Source organism: Microbacterium schleiferi (assembly GCF_015565955.1).
GTDB lineage: Bacteria > Actinomycetota > Actinomycetes > Actinomycetales > Microbacteriaceae > Microbacterium > Microbacterium schleiferi_A.
Genome location: NZ_CP064760.1, coordinates 1,179,180 through 1,194,974, shown reverse-complemented (window position 1 = coordinate 1,194,974; position 15,795 = coordinate 1,179,180). Strand labels below are relative to the sequence as shown.

The following is a 15,795-nucleotide window of genomic DNA, read 5'->3' as shown; positions in this document are numbered from 1 at the left end:
AAGAAGAGCGTCATCGGCTCCGGCGTGGAGACGTAGCGCGACTTGATCCGGCTTCTCGCACTGGCAAGCTCCGGAACCGCTTCACGGCAGTACTTATCCGTCTCGCAGAAGAGATTCTGAGCGTCGATCGCCTGGATCGGCCGACCCCAGAGACCGCTGAACTCAAGTTCCAGGCGGGCGAACTCGGCCCCTGGTTGTCGACCATCCACATGATCACCTCTTCCGGTGTGAGGCCGCCCAGGTCAGAGAACACCTTCTTGATGCCGCGCAGCGCGCCCGGACCAGGCTTCGTGAAGTCGTTCTCAGAGAAGTTCACGTGCTCTGAGTAGTTCAGGTCAATCGCCATCTGGTAAGACATGAAATCCCCCATCAAGGGGAAATTGTGGAGCAGGTCGTAGACCTCTTCCAGCGACTCAGCCTCAAGAATCCGCTCGGCAAGGCACGACCGCACGAACATGTCCCGGAACAGCTCCACATGGTTCAGATGCTTGGTCTTGCGACCGTAAGCGTCCGTGGCGCAGAGGATGAACGCCCCCGTGTAGAGGCCGCCGTTGCGGTCCTTCGCCTCGGTGAGCGCCGCCTCGAACACACCGGTCTCCAGATCTGCGATCCGAGGCGACCGCCCAAGTAGCTCGACAACGGTCTCCCACGTACCGACATTGCTGAAGTTTCGGAACGCGACGATCTGGAACAGACGATCTGCAGGGCTTGAGTCGTCATCGCGATAGGCGACGTCGCGGATGAGGTACTGGCTGACACGGTCAGCGGCCCGGTAGACGTTGCAGAACTTGTACTCCTGGAGAATCCGGTCCTGCGTCCACGGCCCCGGGGCCCCAGCGACGCGCGCTTCAAACACATGCTGCCGCTCAGCGGCGAACTTCCAGTAGAGCTCGTAGACCCCGTCCCGGGGAGTTGGTGCTCGCATAACCCGTGCCTGTCTCCGTCTTGCGCTGCCTATGGTCGTCCGCCTCTCGCGGCGACGAGTGAGTCTGACCCGTCGTCCCCTGCTTTCGCTCCATCATCTCTTTCCGGACGCGTCGCAGCCCACCGGAATCGCCGTTATGACCGTCCTGCATCGCGGCGTAGCGCGTTGACTCCATCCGGGTCGGACAGCGCGACCGCAAGCACGAGCCTTAATGCGGTCGCCGTCAGCCGCTCTGCCAGTGCGAGCTTCTCCATCCACTGGCCCTGCGGGTGGAGTTGAAGGAAGGCGTCCAGCTCGTCGAACGCCGTCGAGGCCTCTGCGGCTTCTGCGTGAACGGTCCCGACCTCGCCGACGACGTGACGCGCCCGCATGAGTTCCTCGAAGCCATCCGGACCGTCGCTGAACCGCTCACCGCCATTCGTGAAGAGCTTCTCGGCGACGTCGGTCGACTGGTCCGCGAGGAAGGTCTCATACTTGACTGCATACACGAGGAGATCGACCACAGTGTCCAGAAGTGCCTCTCTACCCGCCGCCGCACCGCCTACCACCTGATCGATGCGATCGATCTTGCGAGCGAGGTTGGCGGCGATGCTGATCAGCTCCCCGCGCCTCTTCCACGAGTTGCCGTAGGCGGCATCCTTCGACCGATGCAGATCGATGACGGACTCGCGCAGGTCGGCCCAATCCACCGTGGAGACGGCCGGGGTCAATAGCTGGGCGGAGTCTCGAAACAGTTGCTCTCGGAGCGCGAAGGCGATGTCGCTGTGGCCGAGCTCGTCAACGAGTTCACGTTGCCGCGCATCGTCGGCACCCGCTGCGATCGCCCACTTGATCGCGATCGCTTGAAGGAACTGACGCAGTAACGGGTCGGAGAACTCAGCGATCTCCACGTGACAGTCCTCCCCGGAAGCCAGTCGAGCTTCGAGGTCAAACCAGCGATCGAGCACATCCGCGAAGTCCTCCCACGGAGTCCCGAACTGGGCGCCCGCCCACTCCTGCTCATAGCCGGTGGCGCCACCAAGACCCTCGAGCGCACGGTCAGCTTGCTCATTCCGCTCGTCGTAGAGATGAAGGGATGAGATGAAGAACGACACGTGACCAACTCGCGCACCGAGCCAGAAGGCCATCATCTCGTGCAGCACACTCCACTCGAACGTGTTGATGCCAGAGAATCCCCACAGGATGTCGTTGGAACGCACGGTCACGTTGAGGTAGACGCTGCCATCCCTGACGAGGAAGTGCAGCCAGTTGTTGCAGGGCACATCGAGCGTGTCCACGAAGTCGCGCGCCGGATCGAACAGGACAGCGACCGCCCGGCGAGACTCAGGGTCCGAACGGAGGAGCTTGCGGATCTCATCCACTTGATCGACTCCACCCCAGTCGCGCAACCGTGGCCCATAGCCACCGCGCCATGTCACCTGGTCGTCCGAGAACTGCAGCGCGCGGCCGAGATAGCGGGCCAGATACTCCATGTCATTGCGCCCAGCGAGCACCCACATCGTCTCGGCGATGGTCGCGAACACATCGTTGCGACGACCCGGCACTGTGATGAAACGTTCCGTTGGCTGCGCCAAAGTCACAGTACGTGCGAGACGCTCGTGAGTAGGCAGTCCGCGAACCGTCACCGGTTGCCCACTCGAACGAATCTCGGCAAGCTCGGCGATGAAGGCCCGCGCAGCATTGCGATAGAGCATGCATCCCTCCCGGGGCGGCTTCGATCTTGAGATCGAGTATCCCGCGCGGCGCGAGGAATCCGGCGATCGTACGAGTCCAGCGCCAGTCGTGTCGTCCTGCCGCGTCAGTTCCTTGGCGATGGGTTGCATCAGGATGCGAAGACTGGCCCAGTCGTGCCAGCGCGTTAGCGCCAGACCTTGTCATATCGCTCGGTCTGGCTGACCCGATGAGCTCGGCGTCGGGTGGCTACGTCGCACGTCCATGCGCAAAACAGGAGCAGCACGGTGATCGGCCCATTGACGATGAGCTTCAGCATGTTCCAGATGGCGAGGAGAACGAGCAGGTTCAGCCAACCCGGACCGCCGCTGTCAATAGTGGTGATGCACCAGCTCGCGACGAACCAGTAGGGCACGGCGAGGAGCATGGCCGGGATGCCCCAGCACAGGCCGCGGCGGGTGCGGGTCGCGGCGATCAGGAAGTTGGTGGGCGCGTAACTGAGGATGATGTGGGCGCGGACGCCCGCCGCCCAGATGAGCCGGAACATGGGCATAGTCCTCTCAGGGGTTCGGCGACAAGAACCTGAAAGGACCGCCCGCTGTTGCGGGATGGTCATACCGTCGCGGCGAGCGACAGCGCCAACATAGAGGCCGCCTCGTCATCAACTGTACGACGCGGCTCTGACATCGGGAAGGGCACCCGCGTCACAGCGAGCGACGCACCTGCTCCCGTCCGGTCCGGCGCTGCGGTGTCTGCTCCGGCCCGTGGGCGATGGCTTGCGCCCGGTCGAGGGCGGTACGGGCGCGGGCGGCGTCGACCTTCTGTGCCGCGCTCTCGGCCGGCGCTCCGAGCGGCGCGGGGCCGATGATGCTGTAGCGGTCGCGGTAGGCGGCCACGGTGCGAGCGTGCCACCGCCAGATCGCGGCGGCCTTGTCGTCCTTCGGCTCGGGGCCGAGCGCGACCGTCCATGTCTCGCCGTCCTGTAGAGCGCCGACGAGTTCGGTGTCCGCGCGGGCCTCGATGAGGTCGCGGCGCTCGGTGAGCGCCTGCCGCGTCTCGGGCGTCATGGTCCCGGTGGCCTCGGGGATGAGTCCGGCGATCAACCGCGGCGTCTTGCGGGTGCGGCCCGAGCCTGCCGGCCGGGCGGTGGCTGTGGCGACGCGGTAGTGCAGGGCGGCGGCGATGTCGTCGGCATCGGTGAACCCGCGCGCCCTCACGAGGCGCGGCAGCAGGGCCTCGATGTCGTGGTGGTTGGCCTCGGCCCGGCGTAGTTCGGCGGTGAGCGCCCCGAACGCCTCGGAGGCGATCGCGTCGTCTGCTTCGTCGTCGGTGAGGCCGGAGGCGCGGATGAGGGCGGCCCAGCGGTCGTGCTGCGCGGCGGCGGCGATCGTCTCGTACTCGGCCGCGAGCTGAGCGATCGAACCCCAGGCCTCCTGCTCGGCGGTGATCGTCTCGTGCGCGGAGAGCTCGGCGCCGACGTGTTGGAGCACGCCGAACAGCACGCTCCGCGCGGTCGCCTCGGCATTGTCGGCGGGGTGCGGTGTCTCGTGTGCGGGGTCGGGCTTGTCGACGGCGACGTAGGCGGCGTTGGTGTGGCTGCCTCGGGTCATGGCGACGTAGAAGTTCTCCCGCGTGGTGCTCGCGTCGGCCAGGACGTGCGAGGCGTCCACGGTGATGCCCTGGGCGCGGTAGGCGGTCACCGCGTAGCCGAGCTCGACGTGCTCGGCGGCGTAGTCCGCGGGCAGGACGACGGAGCCGCCCCGCTTGCGGCCGGCGCGGCGCAGGGTGAGGGAGCCGTCGTCGCGGACCTCGGTGACCGTCCATCTGTTGCCGTTGCGGACCCAGCCCCTCCCGGCGCGCAGGCGGCGGTCGTTGTGGCGGGTGATGACGGTATCCCCAACCGCAGCACGGGTGCCGTCGCGCAGCTCGACCTCACGGCGCGCGTCCACGGTGCCGTCGAGGATCAGGTCGGCTCTGGCCCGCTCGTTCAGCGCGAGCACCGATTCGCCTGTATCCGCGACCAGCACCGCCGCCCTGCCCGCGAGGGTGTCTGTGCGCCAGGTGCGGTAGGCGGCGTCGATCATCGCCTCCGTCTCGCCCTCGGCGACGCGGCCGTGCTCCAGGTAGGCGTCGATCGCCTCGGGCCGGCCGTGCCGGAGCCCGAGGGAGGCGGCCTTCTCCCACTCATTGACGAGGCGGTGGATGTCGACCAGCTCGGGGGCGTCGTCGCGGTCGTGCACGAGCATCGCGAAGGCCCCCGATGCGGCCGGGGACTGGAGTTGCGCGTAGTCGCCCACCAACAAGACCTTCGCCCCGGCTTCGGCCGCAAGCCCGGTGATGCGGTCCAGGGACAGGGAGCCGGCCAGGGACGCTTCATCGACGATGACGAGCTGGCTCTTGCGGAACGTGGCCCCGGTGCGCTGGTGGGTGTCCCACCACTTCGCGGTGTTCTCGGTCTTGATCCCGAGGTCATCGGCGAGGACCTGCGCCGCGACCGCCGAGGGTGCCAGCCCGACGACGGAGCCGCGGCCGTGCTCGTTCTCCCATGCCCGCCGCAGCGCCGACATGGCCGTGGTCTTGCCGGCGCCGGCCGGCCCCACGAGCACGTCGACCACACGGCCGGAGACGGCGACCGAGGCGAGGGCGCCGGCCTGGTCGTCGCCGAGGACCCGGCCCTCGCGGTCGGGCTTGGCTGTGATCCTCTCGACGGTCGCCAACGGCACGGTCGGGCCGGTGGTGGTGCGGGCGCGCTCGAGGAGGCGGTCTTCGGCCGCCAGGAGGACCTCGGAGGAGAACACCGTCGAGTGGCGGGGTCGGAACACGCTGGTCCCGTCCCGCCGCTGGAACGCGGCCGGGGCGGACGCGAGCTCGGGCGGCGTGAGGCGCAGCGATCCGGCCTCGGCGGCATCCACGACGAGCCCGACGACCGTCTCGCGGTCGTGGATGGTGGCGAACCTGTAGCCCATCGTCTGCCGGGCCGCCTCGGCGGTCAGGTTCCAGCGCCGCCAGGTGGACCGCTTCTCGCCGACCGCCTCCACGACGCTCTGCCCGAGACTGGCGATCACGTCCAGGGGCACGTCGTCGGCACGCAGCAGCAGCGGTGCGTCGTTCGCGGTAACGGCGCGCGCCCACGCGGTCGCATCAGCTCCGAGCAGCCGGCCCGCGCGCCGCCGCCAGTCGGCGGTGAGGTCCGCGAGCGAGCGGACCTCCTTCTCCGGCCGCGTGGACAGAGTGGCTTGGGCGCGGAGCTTGATGATCGTCGCCGTCGAGGGCTGCCGGCCATGCCGGGCCACGTACTCGGCGATGAGTCGGTTCTTCTCCGCGTCGATGTGCCGGGAGCGGGAGGAGAACTCGGCCACCAGCTCCTCCGGCACCGAGGCGATCGCCCACGCCGGGTTCCGGTCCCGGCCCATGTCGCGGGCCTCCCACTCGACCCCGAACGCGCGGGCCAGGTGGTCGGCGAACACGGCCTCGTGCAACTCGGACAGCGCAACAGTCGCCGCGTGCATCGGCCGCCCGTCCAGGGACCGCCACTTGCCGTCCAGGACGGTCTGCACCTTGTTCGACACGACGACGTGCGTGTGCAGGTGCGGGTCGCCCGCCCGGGAGTCGTAGTGGTCGAACGTGGTAGCGACCAGTCCGGTCACGTCGACCTGCGCAACCGCGCCGTTGCGTCCGGTTGCGCCGGTGCGGGTGGCTGCAACCTCCCGTTCCATGAACGCAACCACCTCCGCAACCGCCGCATGGTGCGCGTCCGCGATGAGCGCCTGCGTCCCGGCGTCCGCGACCGCCCACAGCACCGACGCGGACTTCGGGATCGAGAAGGTAAAGTCGAACCCCGCAACCGCCCGCCGCGTGCCGCGCTCGGTCTCCTCGGCCTCGATCCCGGCGACCGCCTCGGCCTTCGCCGTCGGCGCCATGTCGGGGTCGAGGCCGGCGACGCGGGCGGCGACCCGCTCCGCGACGCTGCAGTACTCCGGGTACGCGCGCCCCAGCGGGGCGCCGGTGATCGGATCGCGGCCCATGCCGACGAGGAGCTGGAGCTGGGCTTCCGAGACCTGATCGCCCACCGCGATCCACCCGCCGCCGAGCGCGGCGACGCCGGAGCCGAGCCAGCGACCGGGCGGGCTTCCCTCCTCCGCGTAGTAGCGCGTCAACGGCGTCGAAAGCGACCTGTCCCCATCGCCGACCGCGACCGTGCGCAGCAGGTACTTGTACCCGTCGCCCGCGCTCATCACTCGCATCGAAACCGTCACCCGACCCACCGCCTCCGCTCACCGGGCAGGTGAGCGGAGGCGGTCTGTCGCATCGGATGCGACACAACGAATCTCGCGGCGCCCTCGATCTGCAAGACGCGTGGGTCGTCGTCGAGAACGTGTGCGGGCTGCGCTGGGTAACTGCGATCCGCCCCTTCGGAAGGAGACGACGATGAGCGACGCAACCCTGATCCCGCGGCCCTCGAGAATGCAACCCGACGCGGTGTCGTTCCGGACCCTTGGAGTCCGGGAGACCATCCATCCCGACCTCCACGCGCAGTTGGCGCCGTACTCGAAGGCCTGGTGACCTCCGGCATGACGCATAGGATCGGCCTACCCGCTTCCGCAATCGACGCACCGCGTCCCGGTTCCGTCTCTTCGTTCTCGCCCATGCCGCTGCTTCGTAGCGTGCTGCGATCACTGCACGCGTCCTAACTAGCGTCGGGATGAACTGCGGACTCGTCCGCTGCTAGGACGCCGCAATCAGCCAACACTGAGCCACGGCATCGCTTCGGAGCCTGCCCTAGAACCATTCGAGGATGTATCTGACCCTGTCTTCCGCGCCTAGGACAGGGGCGCACAGTCGGGAATGGCAGGGCGAGACAGACCCCCATGAGCAGTTCGTGGATGTCATTCTGGTCGGCGGCCTCTTCGGTGAAGAGCTGATTCGTGCCATACGAGCAGTGCGCCCAGGAGGATCGCGCGGGTAGTTCCCGGGACGTACATGAGACAGCTCCTTCCAGGAATTCTGTCACCGGACATACCGGGGCGAGCCGCGCGGTATGCTGTATGGGATGGTCTCTTCGGCCCGGACTCCGCGTGCCGCGACGCTGAACGAGCAGTTGTTGATAATGAGGCTCATTGCCAGCGTCGGTTTGGCGTTGCTGCTGATGCTGGGGCTGGCGGCGACTGGGCACACGGACGCGGATGGTTCGACTCCTGTTCCCTTGGTGATATCTGGGTTGATGGATCCGGACGTCGAGCCCATGGCTGATAGCCCGGCTGAGCATGAGGCCTTCGCTGGTGGCGGCACTTCTGGGCCGAACGCGGTGGTTGGCGCTGCGCTGTGCATGTTGGGTGCGTTGTGCGGGCTGACGCTCGTTGTGGTGCTGCGGGGGTTGTGGCATCGGCGGACGCCTCCGCTTCTCGGTGACGCACCACGAATGCCTTCGCTGCTTCCTGCGCCGGCCGCCCGCCCCCACCCGATCGTCTTTTCGTTGACGCAGTTGGGTCTTTCCCGAACCTGACATCTGGTACGCCGCCCTGCCGGGTGGCGCTTCGTCCCGGGCTACGTGCCCGGGTTCTGTCTTGTGCCGTGTCTTGGTTTGGAGTACCCGATGAAAGCCCCTGTGAAGGCGACGCTCGTCACCATGGCCGTTGTGGTGGTGATGGTGATCGCCGCGTTGATCTATGTCCTTGTCAATCAGAGCCAGACCGCTTCACCTTCACCTGGGGGCGGTGACGCATCCCCGCAGGTGGTGCGGGGGAGCTCGCATGTCCTCGACGACGGCGGGGAGGGCGCTGTCACCCTGGTCGAGTTCCTCGATTTCGAGTGTGAGGCGTGTGGCGCGTTCTTCCCGATCGTGGAGGATCTGCGGGACCGGTTCGCGGGGGAGATCACGTATGTGGTTCGTTACTTCCCGTTGCCGGGCCATTTCAACTCGAAGAACGCGGCGGTCGCGGCGGAAGCGGCCGCGCAGCAGGACCGGTTCGAGGACATGTATGTCCGGCTGTTCGAGACGCAGGCGGAGTGGGGTGAGGCGCAGGAGTCTCGCGCCGACCTGTTCCGTGGCTTCGCGGAGGAGATCGGTCTGGACATGGCCGCATATGACGCCGCCGTGGCGGACCCGGCCACGACGGAGCGGGTGGAGCTGGACTTCGAGGAGGGCCAGGCGCTTGGCGTGAGCAGCACCCCGACGTTCTTTCTCGACGGCGAGCTGCTCGAGCTGCAGGCGTGGGACGACCTCGAGAACGCCATCCAGGCTGCGGTGAACGGTGGCCAGTGATGCGGGCGGGTTTGACGCATCGGCGCGCGATCATCGTCGGCGCCGGGCAGTCCGGGCTCGCGGTTGCCGCGGCTCTGAGCGCGGAAGGGCTGCGGCCGCAGCACGAGTTCGTGGTGATCGACGCCGCCAGCACGGGGCAGCGTTCCTGGTCCTCACGGTGGCATTCGATGGAGCTTCTCAGCGACGCCCGGCATAGCGCGCTGTCTCCGCGGCGGCTGCTGGGTGACCAGCGCCGGCATCCGCGAGTGGACGAGATGGCGGACTACCTCTCTTTCGTGGAGGCCAGGCTGGGTGTGGAGACGGTCTGGGGTGTTCGTGCGGTTGGGGTGGAACAACGAGGGAACGGTTCGACGCTGTTGCTGTCTACGACGGCGGGGAGGTGCAGACCCGCAACGTGATCTGTGCGACTGGTGCCGCTGCGCGGCCTCGTCTTCCTGAATGGGCGGCGGGGATGACGGTGCCGGGGGTAGTGCTGCACAGCAGCCAGTACCTGTATCCGAAGCAGATCCCGGCAGGGGACGTGCTCATCGTCGGTGGCGGCAACAGCGGTGTCCAGCTGGCGCGTGAGCTGTCCGCGTCGCACACCGTCACTCTGTCCGTGCGCACGCGGCGGCAGCATCGCCCCGCGATGAGCTACCCCGCCGCTGCCGGCGAGCGGGTGTCCTTGTTCTCGCGGGAGCGTCGTCCGGAGCCCGTGTTCGGCGAGAGCTATGAGCAGCTGCGCCGCGCCGGGGTCACGATCGCTCCCGGGGTGGAGACCAGCACAGGCTCCGTGGTGGCCTTCGCTGATGGCACGCAGGCCTCCCCCGGTCGGTGATTCTCGCCACCGGCTACGACCCCGGCGATGACTGGCTCCCGGAGCCGGCCCGCATCAACCGGCCTCGGCGCACCATGACCGGGCTGCCCGGGCTGTTCGTGGCGGGGATGCCGCAGTACGGCGGCCGCGGTGCCGACACCCTCGCCGGGGTGTGGAAAGACGCGACGACGATTGCCCAGCACATCATCAACAGGCCCTGAAAGGACCACCGCCTTGACCACCGTCACAGACCACGAACGCCCGCACCGATCCGGCTCGCGGAGACGTGTCTTCCTCTTGCCCACCCTGACGTCGCTGCTGGTGGCCGCTGGGCTCCTGTTGGCCACTGCGGCGCCTGCGGCCGCGCACGATGAGATCGTCTCCTCGTCTCCGGAAGCCGGGTCCACGGTCAGTGTCGTCCCGGAGGAGATCTCGCTGACGTTCAGCGGTGAGATCCTCACCGATTTCAGCGCCGTGATCATCGAGGTGGTCGCCCCGGACGGGGGGAACCTCGCGTCGGGGGATCCGGTCATCGACGGGACCACGGTCACTCAGGCGGTGACGCCCGGTCAGGCCGGGGCGTACACGGTGCGGTGGCGGGTGGTGTCCAGCGACGGGCATCCGATCAGCAACGAGTACCAGTACACCGTCGAAGCGGTCACCGTCCCCACCAGCACCCCCACCCCCGAAGCGACCGAGGAGCAGACACCCGCCCCGTCTCCCACGTCCACCGATACCACCGGGAACCCCGGTCACGGTGAGCCCTCCGGGGGTGGGGAGTTTCTGCCGGTCCTCGCCGTCGTAAGCGGCGTGATCGTTCTCGGCGGCGCAGTGGTGGTCGTGCTCATGGTGGCCAGAGAGCGTCGCCGCCGCGACCGAGCAGCCGCGGCTGCGGATGCCGCGGATGGCGGACCCGCCGACGCACAGCAACAGAATGAGTACCCGTCATGAAATGTCCGGTCGACGGCGCCGCTCTGCTGATCACGGATCGCTCCGGGGTCGAGATCGACTACTGCCCGCAGTGCCGGGGGGTGTGGCTGGACCGTGGCGAGCTCGACAAGATCATCGACCGTGCCGCCGACCTCGCCGGTGGCGGGCGGCAAAGAAGCACCGCCCCTTATCCGCGTGAGGGCGACCACCGTTCTGACCGCGACAGGGATCATCACGGTCGCTCCGGGCGTCGGCGGAAGGAGGGGTTCCTCGGTGACCTCTTCGACTTCTGACCCCAAAGGCCTCTGCCTGGACGTCCGGCGTGTCAGCGACCGCATCTGTCGCAGGGAGCACCGCTGATGGTTCGTGAGCAGACCCGGCGGTTCGCGGTCGCGTGCCTGGCCGCCGCTGTGGTGGTCCTGGTCGATCAGGCGACGAAGGCGGCCGCGTTGGGAGGGTTGAGTGAGACGGAGCGGATCCCGCTGCTCGGGGATCTGCTCGGGCTGCAGCTCGCGTTCAATCCGGGCGCGATCCTTTCCCTCGGGTCCGGGTTCACCGGACTGCTCACTCTCCTCGGGGTCGGGGCCGTGGTGTTGCTGGTCGTCGCCGCCGCGCGGGCGCGGACCGGATGGTGGGCGGTGGGGATCGGGCTGATCCTGGGCGGTGCGATTGGGAACCTGATCGACCGGCTGTTCTCCCCGCCCGGGTTCGGGGTCGGTCACGTCACCGACTTCCTCGCCTACGGGAACCTGTTCATCGGCAATCTTGCCGACGTCGCGCTCGGCGCCGGCGTCATCGTCCTGGGCCTGACGATCTGGGCCCGTCACCGATGCGCCCGCGCGAGCGCAGCCGAGGGTGCGACAAACGCTGCCTCGCCCGCGGCGGGCTCGGTGGTGAACGGGTCATGATGGCGAAGCAGCGAACCCCGTCCGTGTACCAGCGCAACGCGTTCGCGCCGGGGCTGCTCGCGGCGGCGGTGCTGTTCGTCGCGCCGCTGCTGATGGGCGGGGGCTGGTTCACGCTGGTGCTGTTCGTCGCGGCGATCTTCGCGGTCATCGTGGGATGGTTCGCGATCCAGGCCAGGCAGTGGTGGTGGCTGCCGGTGTTCGCCGCGATCGCGGTGATCTGGAACCCGGTGCTCCCGTTCCCGTTCACCGGACCGGTGTGGACGGCCGCGCAGCCGGTCGCCGCGGTCGTGTTCCTGGTCGCCGGCGCGTTGATCAAGGTCAAGCGCGCATGAACCGCCGCGCCGTCCCTGCCGCCGTGACGCTGGTCGCGGTGCTGCTGCTGACCGGGTGCACGTCCAGCGACTCGCTGGCGCAGCAGTACCGGGACGGGAACGAGAAGGGCTACATCGCCGGCGACTTTCAGGTCGTGGAGATCCCGGATGCCGAGCGCGGTGAGCCGGTGGTGTTCGAGGGCGTCACCGAGACCGGGGAGGCGGTGTCCAGCGACGACTACCGGGGCGGGGTGCTGGTGGTGAACTTCTGGTACGCCGCGTGCGGGCCGTGCATCGTCGAGGCCCCGATGCTCGAGGAGGTCTGGCAGGAGTATCAGGACCAGGGTGTGGCGTTCCTCGGGGTGAACACCTACGACCAGCCGGCCACGGCACTGTCGTTCGCCCGGGACAACAACGTCACCTACCCGAGCGTGATCGACGTGAACGACGGGCGGGTCAAGCTCGCGTTCGCGCAGGTCACCCCGATCCAGGCCACCCCGACCACTCTGGTCATCGACCGGGACGGGCGGGTTGCGGCGCGGATCATCGGGCAGCTGGCCTCCGCGTCGATCCTGTCCACCCTGGTCGCCGACACGCTCGCGGAGGACACGTCATGAACCCGGGTCAGGTGATCGTCGACGGTGCCCTGTGGGTCGCGATCCCGGTCGCGATCCTCGCCGGCCTGGTCTCGTTCGTGTCCCCGTGCGTGCTGCCGCTGGTGCCCGGCTACCTGGGCTACCTCGGCAGCACCACCACCACCGCGGCGTCCACGGGGACCGGCGGCCGCACGGTGACGGCGGAGCGCGCCCGGCTGCTGCTGGGCGTGAGCCTGTTCATCGCCGGGTTCACGGTGGTGTTCGTCGCCGTCACGATCCTCGGCGGCGCCTTCGGATACGTGCTGCTGCAGTACGCGAATGTGCTCACCCGCGTGTTCGGGGTCGTCATCATCGCCCTGGGGCTGGTGTTCCTCGGGTTCTTCGGCATCGCGCAACGCACCCTCCGCCCCCGCGCCCGCGGGCGGGCCGGGCTGATCGGGGCGCCGCTGCTCGGGTTCGCGCTCGGTGTCGGTTGGACTCCCTGCATCGGCCCGACGCTCGCGGCGATCATCTCGATGTCGTGGAACCTGGGCGACCCCGCCCGCGCGGGCCTGCTGGGGCTGGCGTACTCGCTGGGTCTGGGCATCCCATTCCTGATCCTCGCGGCCGGATGGGGGTGGGCGTCCCGATCGGTGACGTTCCTGCGCCAACGCATCCGCGCCCTGAACATCATCGGCGGAGCCATGCTCATCGCCCTGGGCCTGCTGATGGTGACCGGGCTGTGGACCGCGCTGATGTCACAGCTGCAACAGGTGGTGATCAATGTCCCCCTCCCGCTCTGACACCGGCACCGACGTCACCGCCGACCCGCTACGCCCCGGCGATCACGCCGACACCGACGTCGACACCTCGACCGAGATCTCCCAGCCGACGCTGGGTGTCATGGGGTGGCTGCGGTGGGCGTGGCGGCAGCTGACCAGCATGCGCACCGCGCTGGTGTTGCTGCTATTCCTCGCGATCGCCGCGGTTCCGGGGTCGCTGTTCCCGCAGCGCAGCGCCGACCCCAACGGGGTCATCCAGTGGGAGCGAGACAACCCCGACGTGTTCCCGCTGGCAGATGCGGTGGGCCTGTTCGACGTGTACCTGTCGCCGTGGTTCTCCGCGATCTACCTGCTGCTGTTCACCTCCCTGATCGGCTGCGTGATCCCCCGCGCCCGCCACCACTACAAGGCGCTGCGTTCCCGCCCGCCGCGCACCCCCGCCCGGTTGTCACGGCTCTCGGAGCACCGGGAACTGACTTTGCCGAGAGGGGAAGGGCAGACCGACCCGGCCGCGCACGCGATCGACGTCGCGGCGGAGCAACTGCGGCGAGCCGGATACCGGGTGGAGCGCTACGACGCTCGCGGAACCACGTCGGTGTCGGCAGAGCGCGGCTACCTGCGCGAGACCGGAAACCTGATCTTCCATGTCGCCCTCGTCGGGGTGCTCGTCTCGGTCGCGATCGGCGGGTCGTTCGCATACACCGGGCAGCGAGTGGTGGTGGAGGGCACCACGTTCGTGAACGCGCTCAGCGACTACTCCTCGTTCAACCCCGGCCGGTTCATCGACGGCACCAGCCTTGCCCCCTACTCACTCACCCTCGACGACTTCCAGGTCTCCTACCGCCTGCCCGGCACCCCCGGCGCAGGGCAGGCCGGCGACTTCTCCGCCGACGTTACGATCCGCCAACCTGGGCAGGATAACCGGGCGCAAAGCGTGATCGTGAACTACCCGATCACCGTCGAAGGCGACCGAATCTACCTGCTCGGCAACGGCTACGCCCCCACCCTCACGATCCGCGACGCCGCCGGTGAGGTGGTGTACAGCGAGTCGCAGCCGTTCCTGCCGCAGGACTCCAACATGACCTCGCTGGGGATCATCAAGATCCCGGACGGGCTGCCCGAGCAGGTCGGGCTGGTCGGGTTCTTCTACCCCACCCAGGGGTGCTGCCCTCCGGCGCGTTCACCTCCGTCTACCCCGACGTGGTCAACCCGGTGATCACCCTCAACGTGTTCAGCGGGGATCTCGGCATCGACGATGGCACGCCGAGGTCGGTGTACACGCTCGAGGTCGACGGGCTCACCCAGCACACCGGCGGCGACACCGCGGCCGACTCCCTCGAGCTGACCCCCGGCGCCACCGTCGATCTGCCGAACGGGTGGGGCACCATCACGTGGGAGCAGGTCACGGCGGAGGAGCCGGTGAAACGGTTCGCGTCGCTGCAGATCCAACGCGACCCCAGCAGCGGGTGGGTGCTCGCGTTCTCCGCCCTTGCCACCCTTGGCCTGTTCGCCGGGCTGTTCGTGCCCCGCCGGCGGCTCTGGGTGAAGGCCCGCAGCACGCCGGAGGGTGTTCACGTCGAGTACGCGGGGCTGGCCCGCGGTGAAGATCCTGCTTTGGAGCGTGCGGTCGACGAGCTCGCGATCCGCCACGTGCAGGCTCTTGACGCGGAGCGTGATAGTGGGGGTGCGCCGTGATGAGCGTGTGGATCCCGGATGCCCCGCCGACCCTGCCCGGGTTTATCACCCCGGCCCCGCTTCCGGCTCCGGCGCTGCCGCTTATCGCGGGACTTCTCGCAGTCGTCTACCTGGCCGGTGCGATCCGCATGTGGGTGCGCGGCCGCGGCTGGCCGGTATGGCGGACGATCAGCTTCCTGCTCGGCTGTATCGCTCTCGCCGCGGTGACCGGGCTGGCGGTGGAGAACTACGGGTATGCGCTGTTCTCGGTGTTCATGTTCCAGCAGCTGACCCTGATGATGGCGATCCCGCCGCTGCTGGTCCTCGGCTCGCCCGGCACCTTGCTGCTGCGCGCCACCCCGCACCGCGGAGCGGGCCTGCTGGTGCTGCGTGCCGCGCATGCCGGGTTGCGCAGCCGCACCGCACGGTGGCTGCTGAGCCCGTGGCTGGCGGTGCCGCTGTATCTGCTGGCGTTCTACGGCTTGTATCTGGCGAACTTCGCCGACCCGATCCTGTCCACTATCACCGGGCACACCCTCCTCGAGGTCGGGTTCCTCGTCGCAGGGATGCTGTTCACCATCCCGGTGCTGTCCTCTGACCCGTTGCCGGTGCGGATGAGCCACGGCGGCCGCGCCCTGGACGTGTTTGCCGAAGCGGCCCTGCACGCATTCTTTGGGGTGTTTCTGATGATGGCTGCCACCACCCTCGTCGACGGGTTCGCCGGCCCCACCAGCGCGCTGGGCATCGACCCGATCGAGGACCAGCGCCTCGCCGGCGGGCTGGCGTGGTCCTACGGTGAGGCCCCCACCCTGCTGATGCTGATCTACGTCATGCACCGCTGGTTCCGCGATGACACCGTCGAGGCCGACGCCGCCGACCGCCGCGCCGACGTCCACGGCGACCCCGAGCTCGACGCCTACAACGACTATCTCACCCGCCTGCACCAGAAAGACATCTGACC

The 15,795-nt window shown here is 68.4% G+C and carries 16 protein-coding genes and 2 pseudogenes; 14 read left to right on the top strand and 4 right to left on the bottom strand.

Features of this window, described 5'->3' with window-relative positions; all coding sequences use genetic code 11:
• Positions 1 to 122: 122 nt before the first annotated feature.
• The 4 genes and pseudogenes from IT882_RS05650 to mobF all read right to left on the bottom strand — a co-directional run.
• Positions 123 to 925: pseudogene (locus tag IT882_RS05650) on the bottom strand (nucleotide kinase domain-containing protein); the annotation flags it as partial.
• A gap of 134 nt (positions 926 to 1,059) precedes the next feature.
• Positions 1,060 to 2,619 carry a thymidylate synthase gene (locus IT882_RS05645; protein WP_195693518.1) on the bottom strand — a complete coding sequence of 520 codons (1,560 nt, stop codon included), beginning with the start codon at positions 2,617 to 2,619 and terminating at the stop codon, positions 1,060 to 1,062.
• A gap of 164 nt (positions 2,620 to 2,783) precedes the next feature.
• A complete protein-coding gene (locus IT882_RS05640; protein ID WP_195693517.1) occupies positions 2,784 to 3,143 on the bottom strand; it encodes a sulfate permease in 360 nt (119 codons plus the stop codon).
• Positions 3,144 to 3,300: 157 nt separating this feature from the next.
• Positions 3,301 to 6,840: a MobF family relaxase gene (mobF, locus tag IT882_RS05635; RefSeq protein ID WP_195694126.1), complete on the bottom strand. Its 3,540-nt coding sequence runs from the start codon at positions 6,838 to 6,840 to the stop codon at positions 3,301 to 3,303.
• Between the two features lie 184 nt (positions 6,841 to 7,024).
• On the opposite strand from mobF, the gene IT882_RS16890 reads away from it, so the two are divergent.
• From IT882_RS16890 to IT882_RS05580, 14 genes and pseudogenes are all read left to right on the top strand, one after another.
• Positions 7,025 to 7,159: a hypothetical protein gene (locus tag IT882_RS16890; protein WP_267490543.1), complete on the top strand. Its 135-nt coding sequence runs from the start codon at positions 7,025 to 7,027 to the stop codon at positions 7,157 to 7,159.
• A 487-nt stretch (positions 7,160 to 7,646) separates the two neighbouring features.
• Positions 7,647 to 8,099, top strand: coding sequence for a hypothetical protein (locus IT882_RS05630; RefSeq protein WP_195693516.1), 453 nt, complete (start codon positions 7,647 to 7,649; stop codon positions 8,097 to 8,099).
• Between the two features lie 90 nt (positions 8,100 to 8,189).
• On the top strand, positions 8,190 to 8,858 hold the full coding sequence (locus IT882_RS05625) for a DsbA family protein (RefSeq protein ID WP_195693515.1): 669 nt from the start codon (positions 8,190 to 8,192) through the stop codon (positions 8,856 to 8,858).
• Entirely contained in the window at positions 8,858 to 9,256 is a 399-nt protein-coding gene (locus IT882_RS16375; protein ID WP_229382330.1) for an FAD/NAD(P)-binding protein, read from the top strand. The genes IT882_RS05625 and IT882_RS16375 overlap by 1 nt, the downstream gene beginning before the upstream one ends.
• Positions 9,238 to 9,675 carry an NAD(P)-binding domain-containing protein gene (locus tag IT882_RS16370; protein WP_324253930.1) on the top strand — a complete coding sequence of 146 codons (438 nt, stop codon included), beginning with the start codon at positions 9,238 to 9,240 and terminating at the stop codon, positions 9,673 to 9,675. Before IT882_RS16375 ends, IT882_RS16370 begins: the two co-directional genes overlap by 19 nt.
• On the top strand, positions 9,672 to 9,875 hold the full coding sequence (locus IT882_RS16365; protein WP_229382328.1) for a hypothetical protein: 204 nt from the start codon (positions 9,672 to 9,674) through the stop codon (positions 9,873 to 9,875). The genes IT882_RS16370 and IT882_RS16365 overlap by 4 nt, the downstream gene beginning before the upstream one ends.
• Positions 9,876 to 9,888: 13 nt before the next feature.
• On the top strand, positions 9,889 to 10,605 hold the full coding sequence (locus tag IT882_RS05615) for a copper resistance CopC family protein (RefSeq protein ID WP_195693514.1): 717 nt from the start codon (positions 9,889 to 9,891) through the stop codon (positions 10,603 to 10,605).
• The gene (locus IT882_RS05610; protein ID WP_195693513.1) at positions 10,602 to 10,877 is read left to right on the top strand and encodes a zf-TFIIB domain-containing protein; all 276 of its coding nucleotides are present in this window, start codon (positions 10,602 to 10,604) and stop codon (positions 10,875 to 10,877) included. The genes IT882_RS05615 and IT882_RS05610 overlap by 4 nt, the downstream gene beginning before the upstream one ends.
• 66 nt (positions 10,878 to 10,943) lie before the next feature.
• Positions 10,944 to 11,492 carry a signal peptidase II gene (locus IT882_RS05605; protein WP_195693512.1) on the top strand — a complete coding sequence of 183 codons (549 nt, stop codon included), beginning with the start codon at positions 10,944 to 10,946 and terminating at the stop codon, positions 11,490 to 11,492.
• A complete protein-coding gene (locus IT882_RS05600; RefSeq protein WP_195693511.1) occupies positions 11,489 to 11,824 on the top strand; it encodes a DUF6804 family protein in 336 nt (111 codons plus the stop codon). The genes IT882_RS05605 and IT882_RS05600 overlap by 4 nt, the downstream gene beginning before the upstream one ends.
• Entirely contained in the window at positions 11,821 to 12,420 is a 600-nt protein-coding gene (locus IT882_RS05595) for a TlpA family protein disulfide reductase (protein ID WP_195693510.1), read from the top strand. Before IT882_RS05600 ends, IT882_RS05595 begins: the two co-directional genes overlap by 4 nt.
• Positions 12,417 to 13,181, top strand: coding sequence for a cytochrome c biogenesis CcdA family protein (locus IT882_RS05590; RefSeq protein ID WP_195693509.1), 765 nt, complete (start codon positions 12,417 to 12,419; stop codon positions 13,179 to 13,181). The genes IT882_RS05595 and IT882_RS05590 overlap by 4 nt, the downstream gene beginning before the upstream one ends.
• Positions 13,162 to 14,855, top strand: a pseudogene (resB, locus tag IT882_RS05585) (cytochrome c biogenesis protein ResB). The gene IT882_RS05590 and the pseudogene resB overlap by 20 nt, the downstream one beginning before the upstream one ends.
• Positions 14,855 to 15,793 carry a cytochrome c oxidase assembly protein gene (locus tag IT882_RS05580; protein WP_195693508.1) on the top strand — a complete coding sequence of 313 codons (939 nt, stop codon included), beginning with the start codon at positions 14,855 to 14,857 and terminating at the stop codon, positions 15,791 to 15,793. The pseudogene resB and the gene IT882_RS05580 overlap by 1 nt, the downstream one beginning before the upstream one ends.
• Positions 15,794 to 15,795: the final 2 nt, after the last annotated feature.

Excerpts from the sequence above, each read along its gene's own strand:
- IT882_RS05625 (WP_195693515.1), top strand. The coding sequence starts at position 8,190 with ATGAAAGCCCCTGTGAAGGCGACGCTCGTCACCATGGCCGTTGTGGTG.
- IT882_RS05595 (WP_195693510.1), top strand. The coding sequence starts at position 11,821 with ATGAACCGCCGCGCCGTCCCTGCCGCCGTGACGCTGGTCGCGGTGCTG.
- IT882_RS05590 (WP_195693509.1), top strand. The coding sequence starts at position 12,417 with ATGAACCCGGGTCAGGTGATCGTCGACGGTGCCCTGTGGGTCGCGATC.
- IT882_RS05640 (WP_195693517.1), bottom strand. The coding sequence starts at position 3,143 with ATGTTCCGGCTCATCTGGGCGGCGGGCGTCCGCGCCCACATCATCCTC.
- IT882_RS05610 (WP_195693513.1), top strand. The coding sequence starts at position 10,602 with ATGAAATGTCCGGTCGACGGCGCCGCTCTGCTGATCACGGATCGCTCC.
- mobF (WP_195694126.1), bottom strand. The coding sequence starts at position 6,840 with ATGCGAGTGATGAGCGCGGGCGACGGGTACAAGTACCTGCTGCGCACG.
- IT882_RS16375 (WP_229382330.1), top strand. The coding sequence starts at position 8,858 with ATGCGGGCGGGTTTGACGCATCGGCGCGCGATCATCGTCGGCGCCGGG.
- IT882_RS05605 (WP_195693512.1), top strand. The coding sequence starts at position 10,944 with ATGGTTCGTGAGCAGACCCGGCGGTTCGCGGTCGCGTGCCTGGCCGCC.
- IT882_RS05630 (WP_195693516.1), top strand. The coding sequence starts at position 7,647 with ATGGTCTCTTCGGCCCGGACTCCGCGTGCCGCGACGCTGAACGAGCAG.
- IT882_RS16890 (WP_267490543.1), top strand. The coding sequence starts at position 7,025 with ATGAGCGACGCAACCCTGATCCCGCGGCCCTCGAGAATGCAACCCGAC.
- IT882_RS05600 (WP_195693511.1), top strand. The coding sequence starts at position 11,489 with ATGATGGCGAAGCAGCGAACCCCGTCCGTGTACCAGCGCAACGCGTTC.
- IT882_RS05580 (WP_195693508.1), top strand. The coding sequence starts at position 14,855 with ATGAGCGTGTGGATCCCGGATGCCCCGCCGACCCTGCCCGGGTTTATC.
- IT882_RS05645 (WP_195693518.1), bottom strand. The coding sequence starts at position 2,619 with ATGCTCTATCGCAATGCTGCGCGGGCCTTCATCGCCGAGCTTGCCGAG.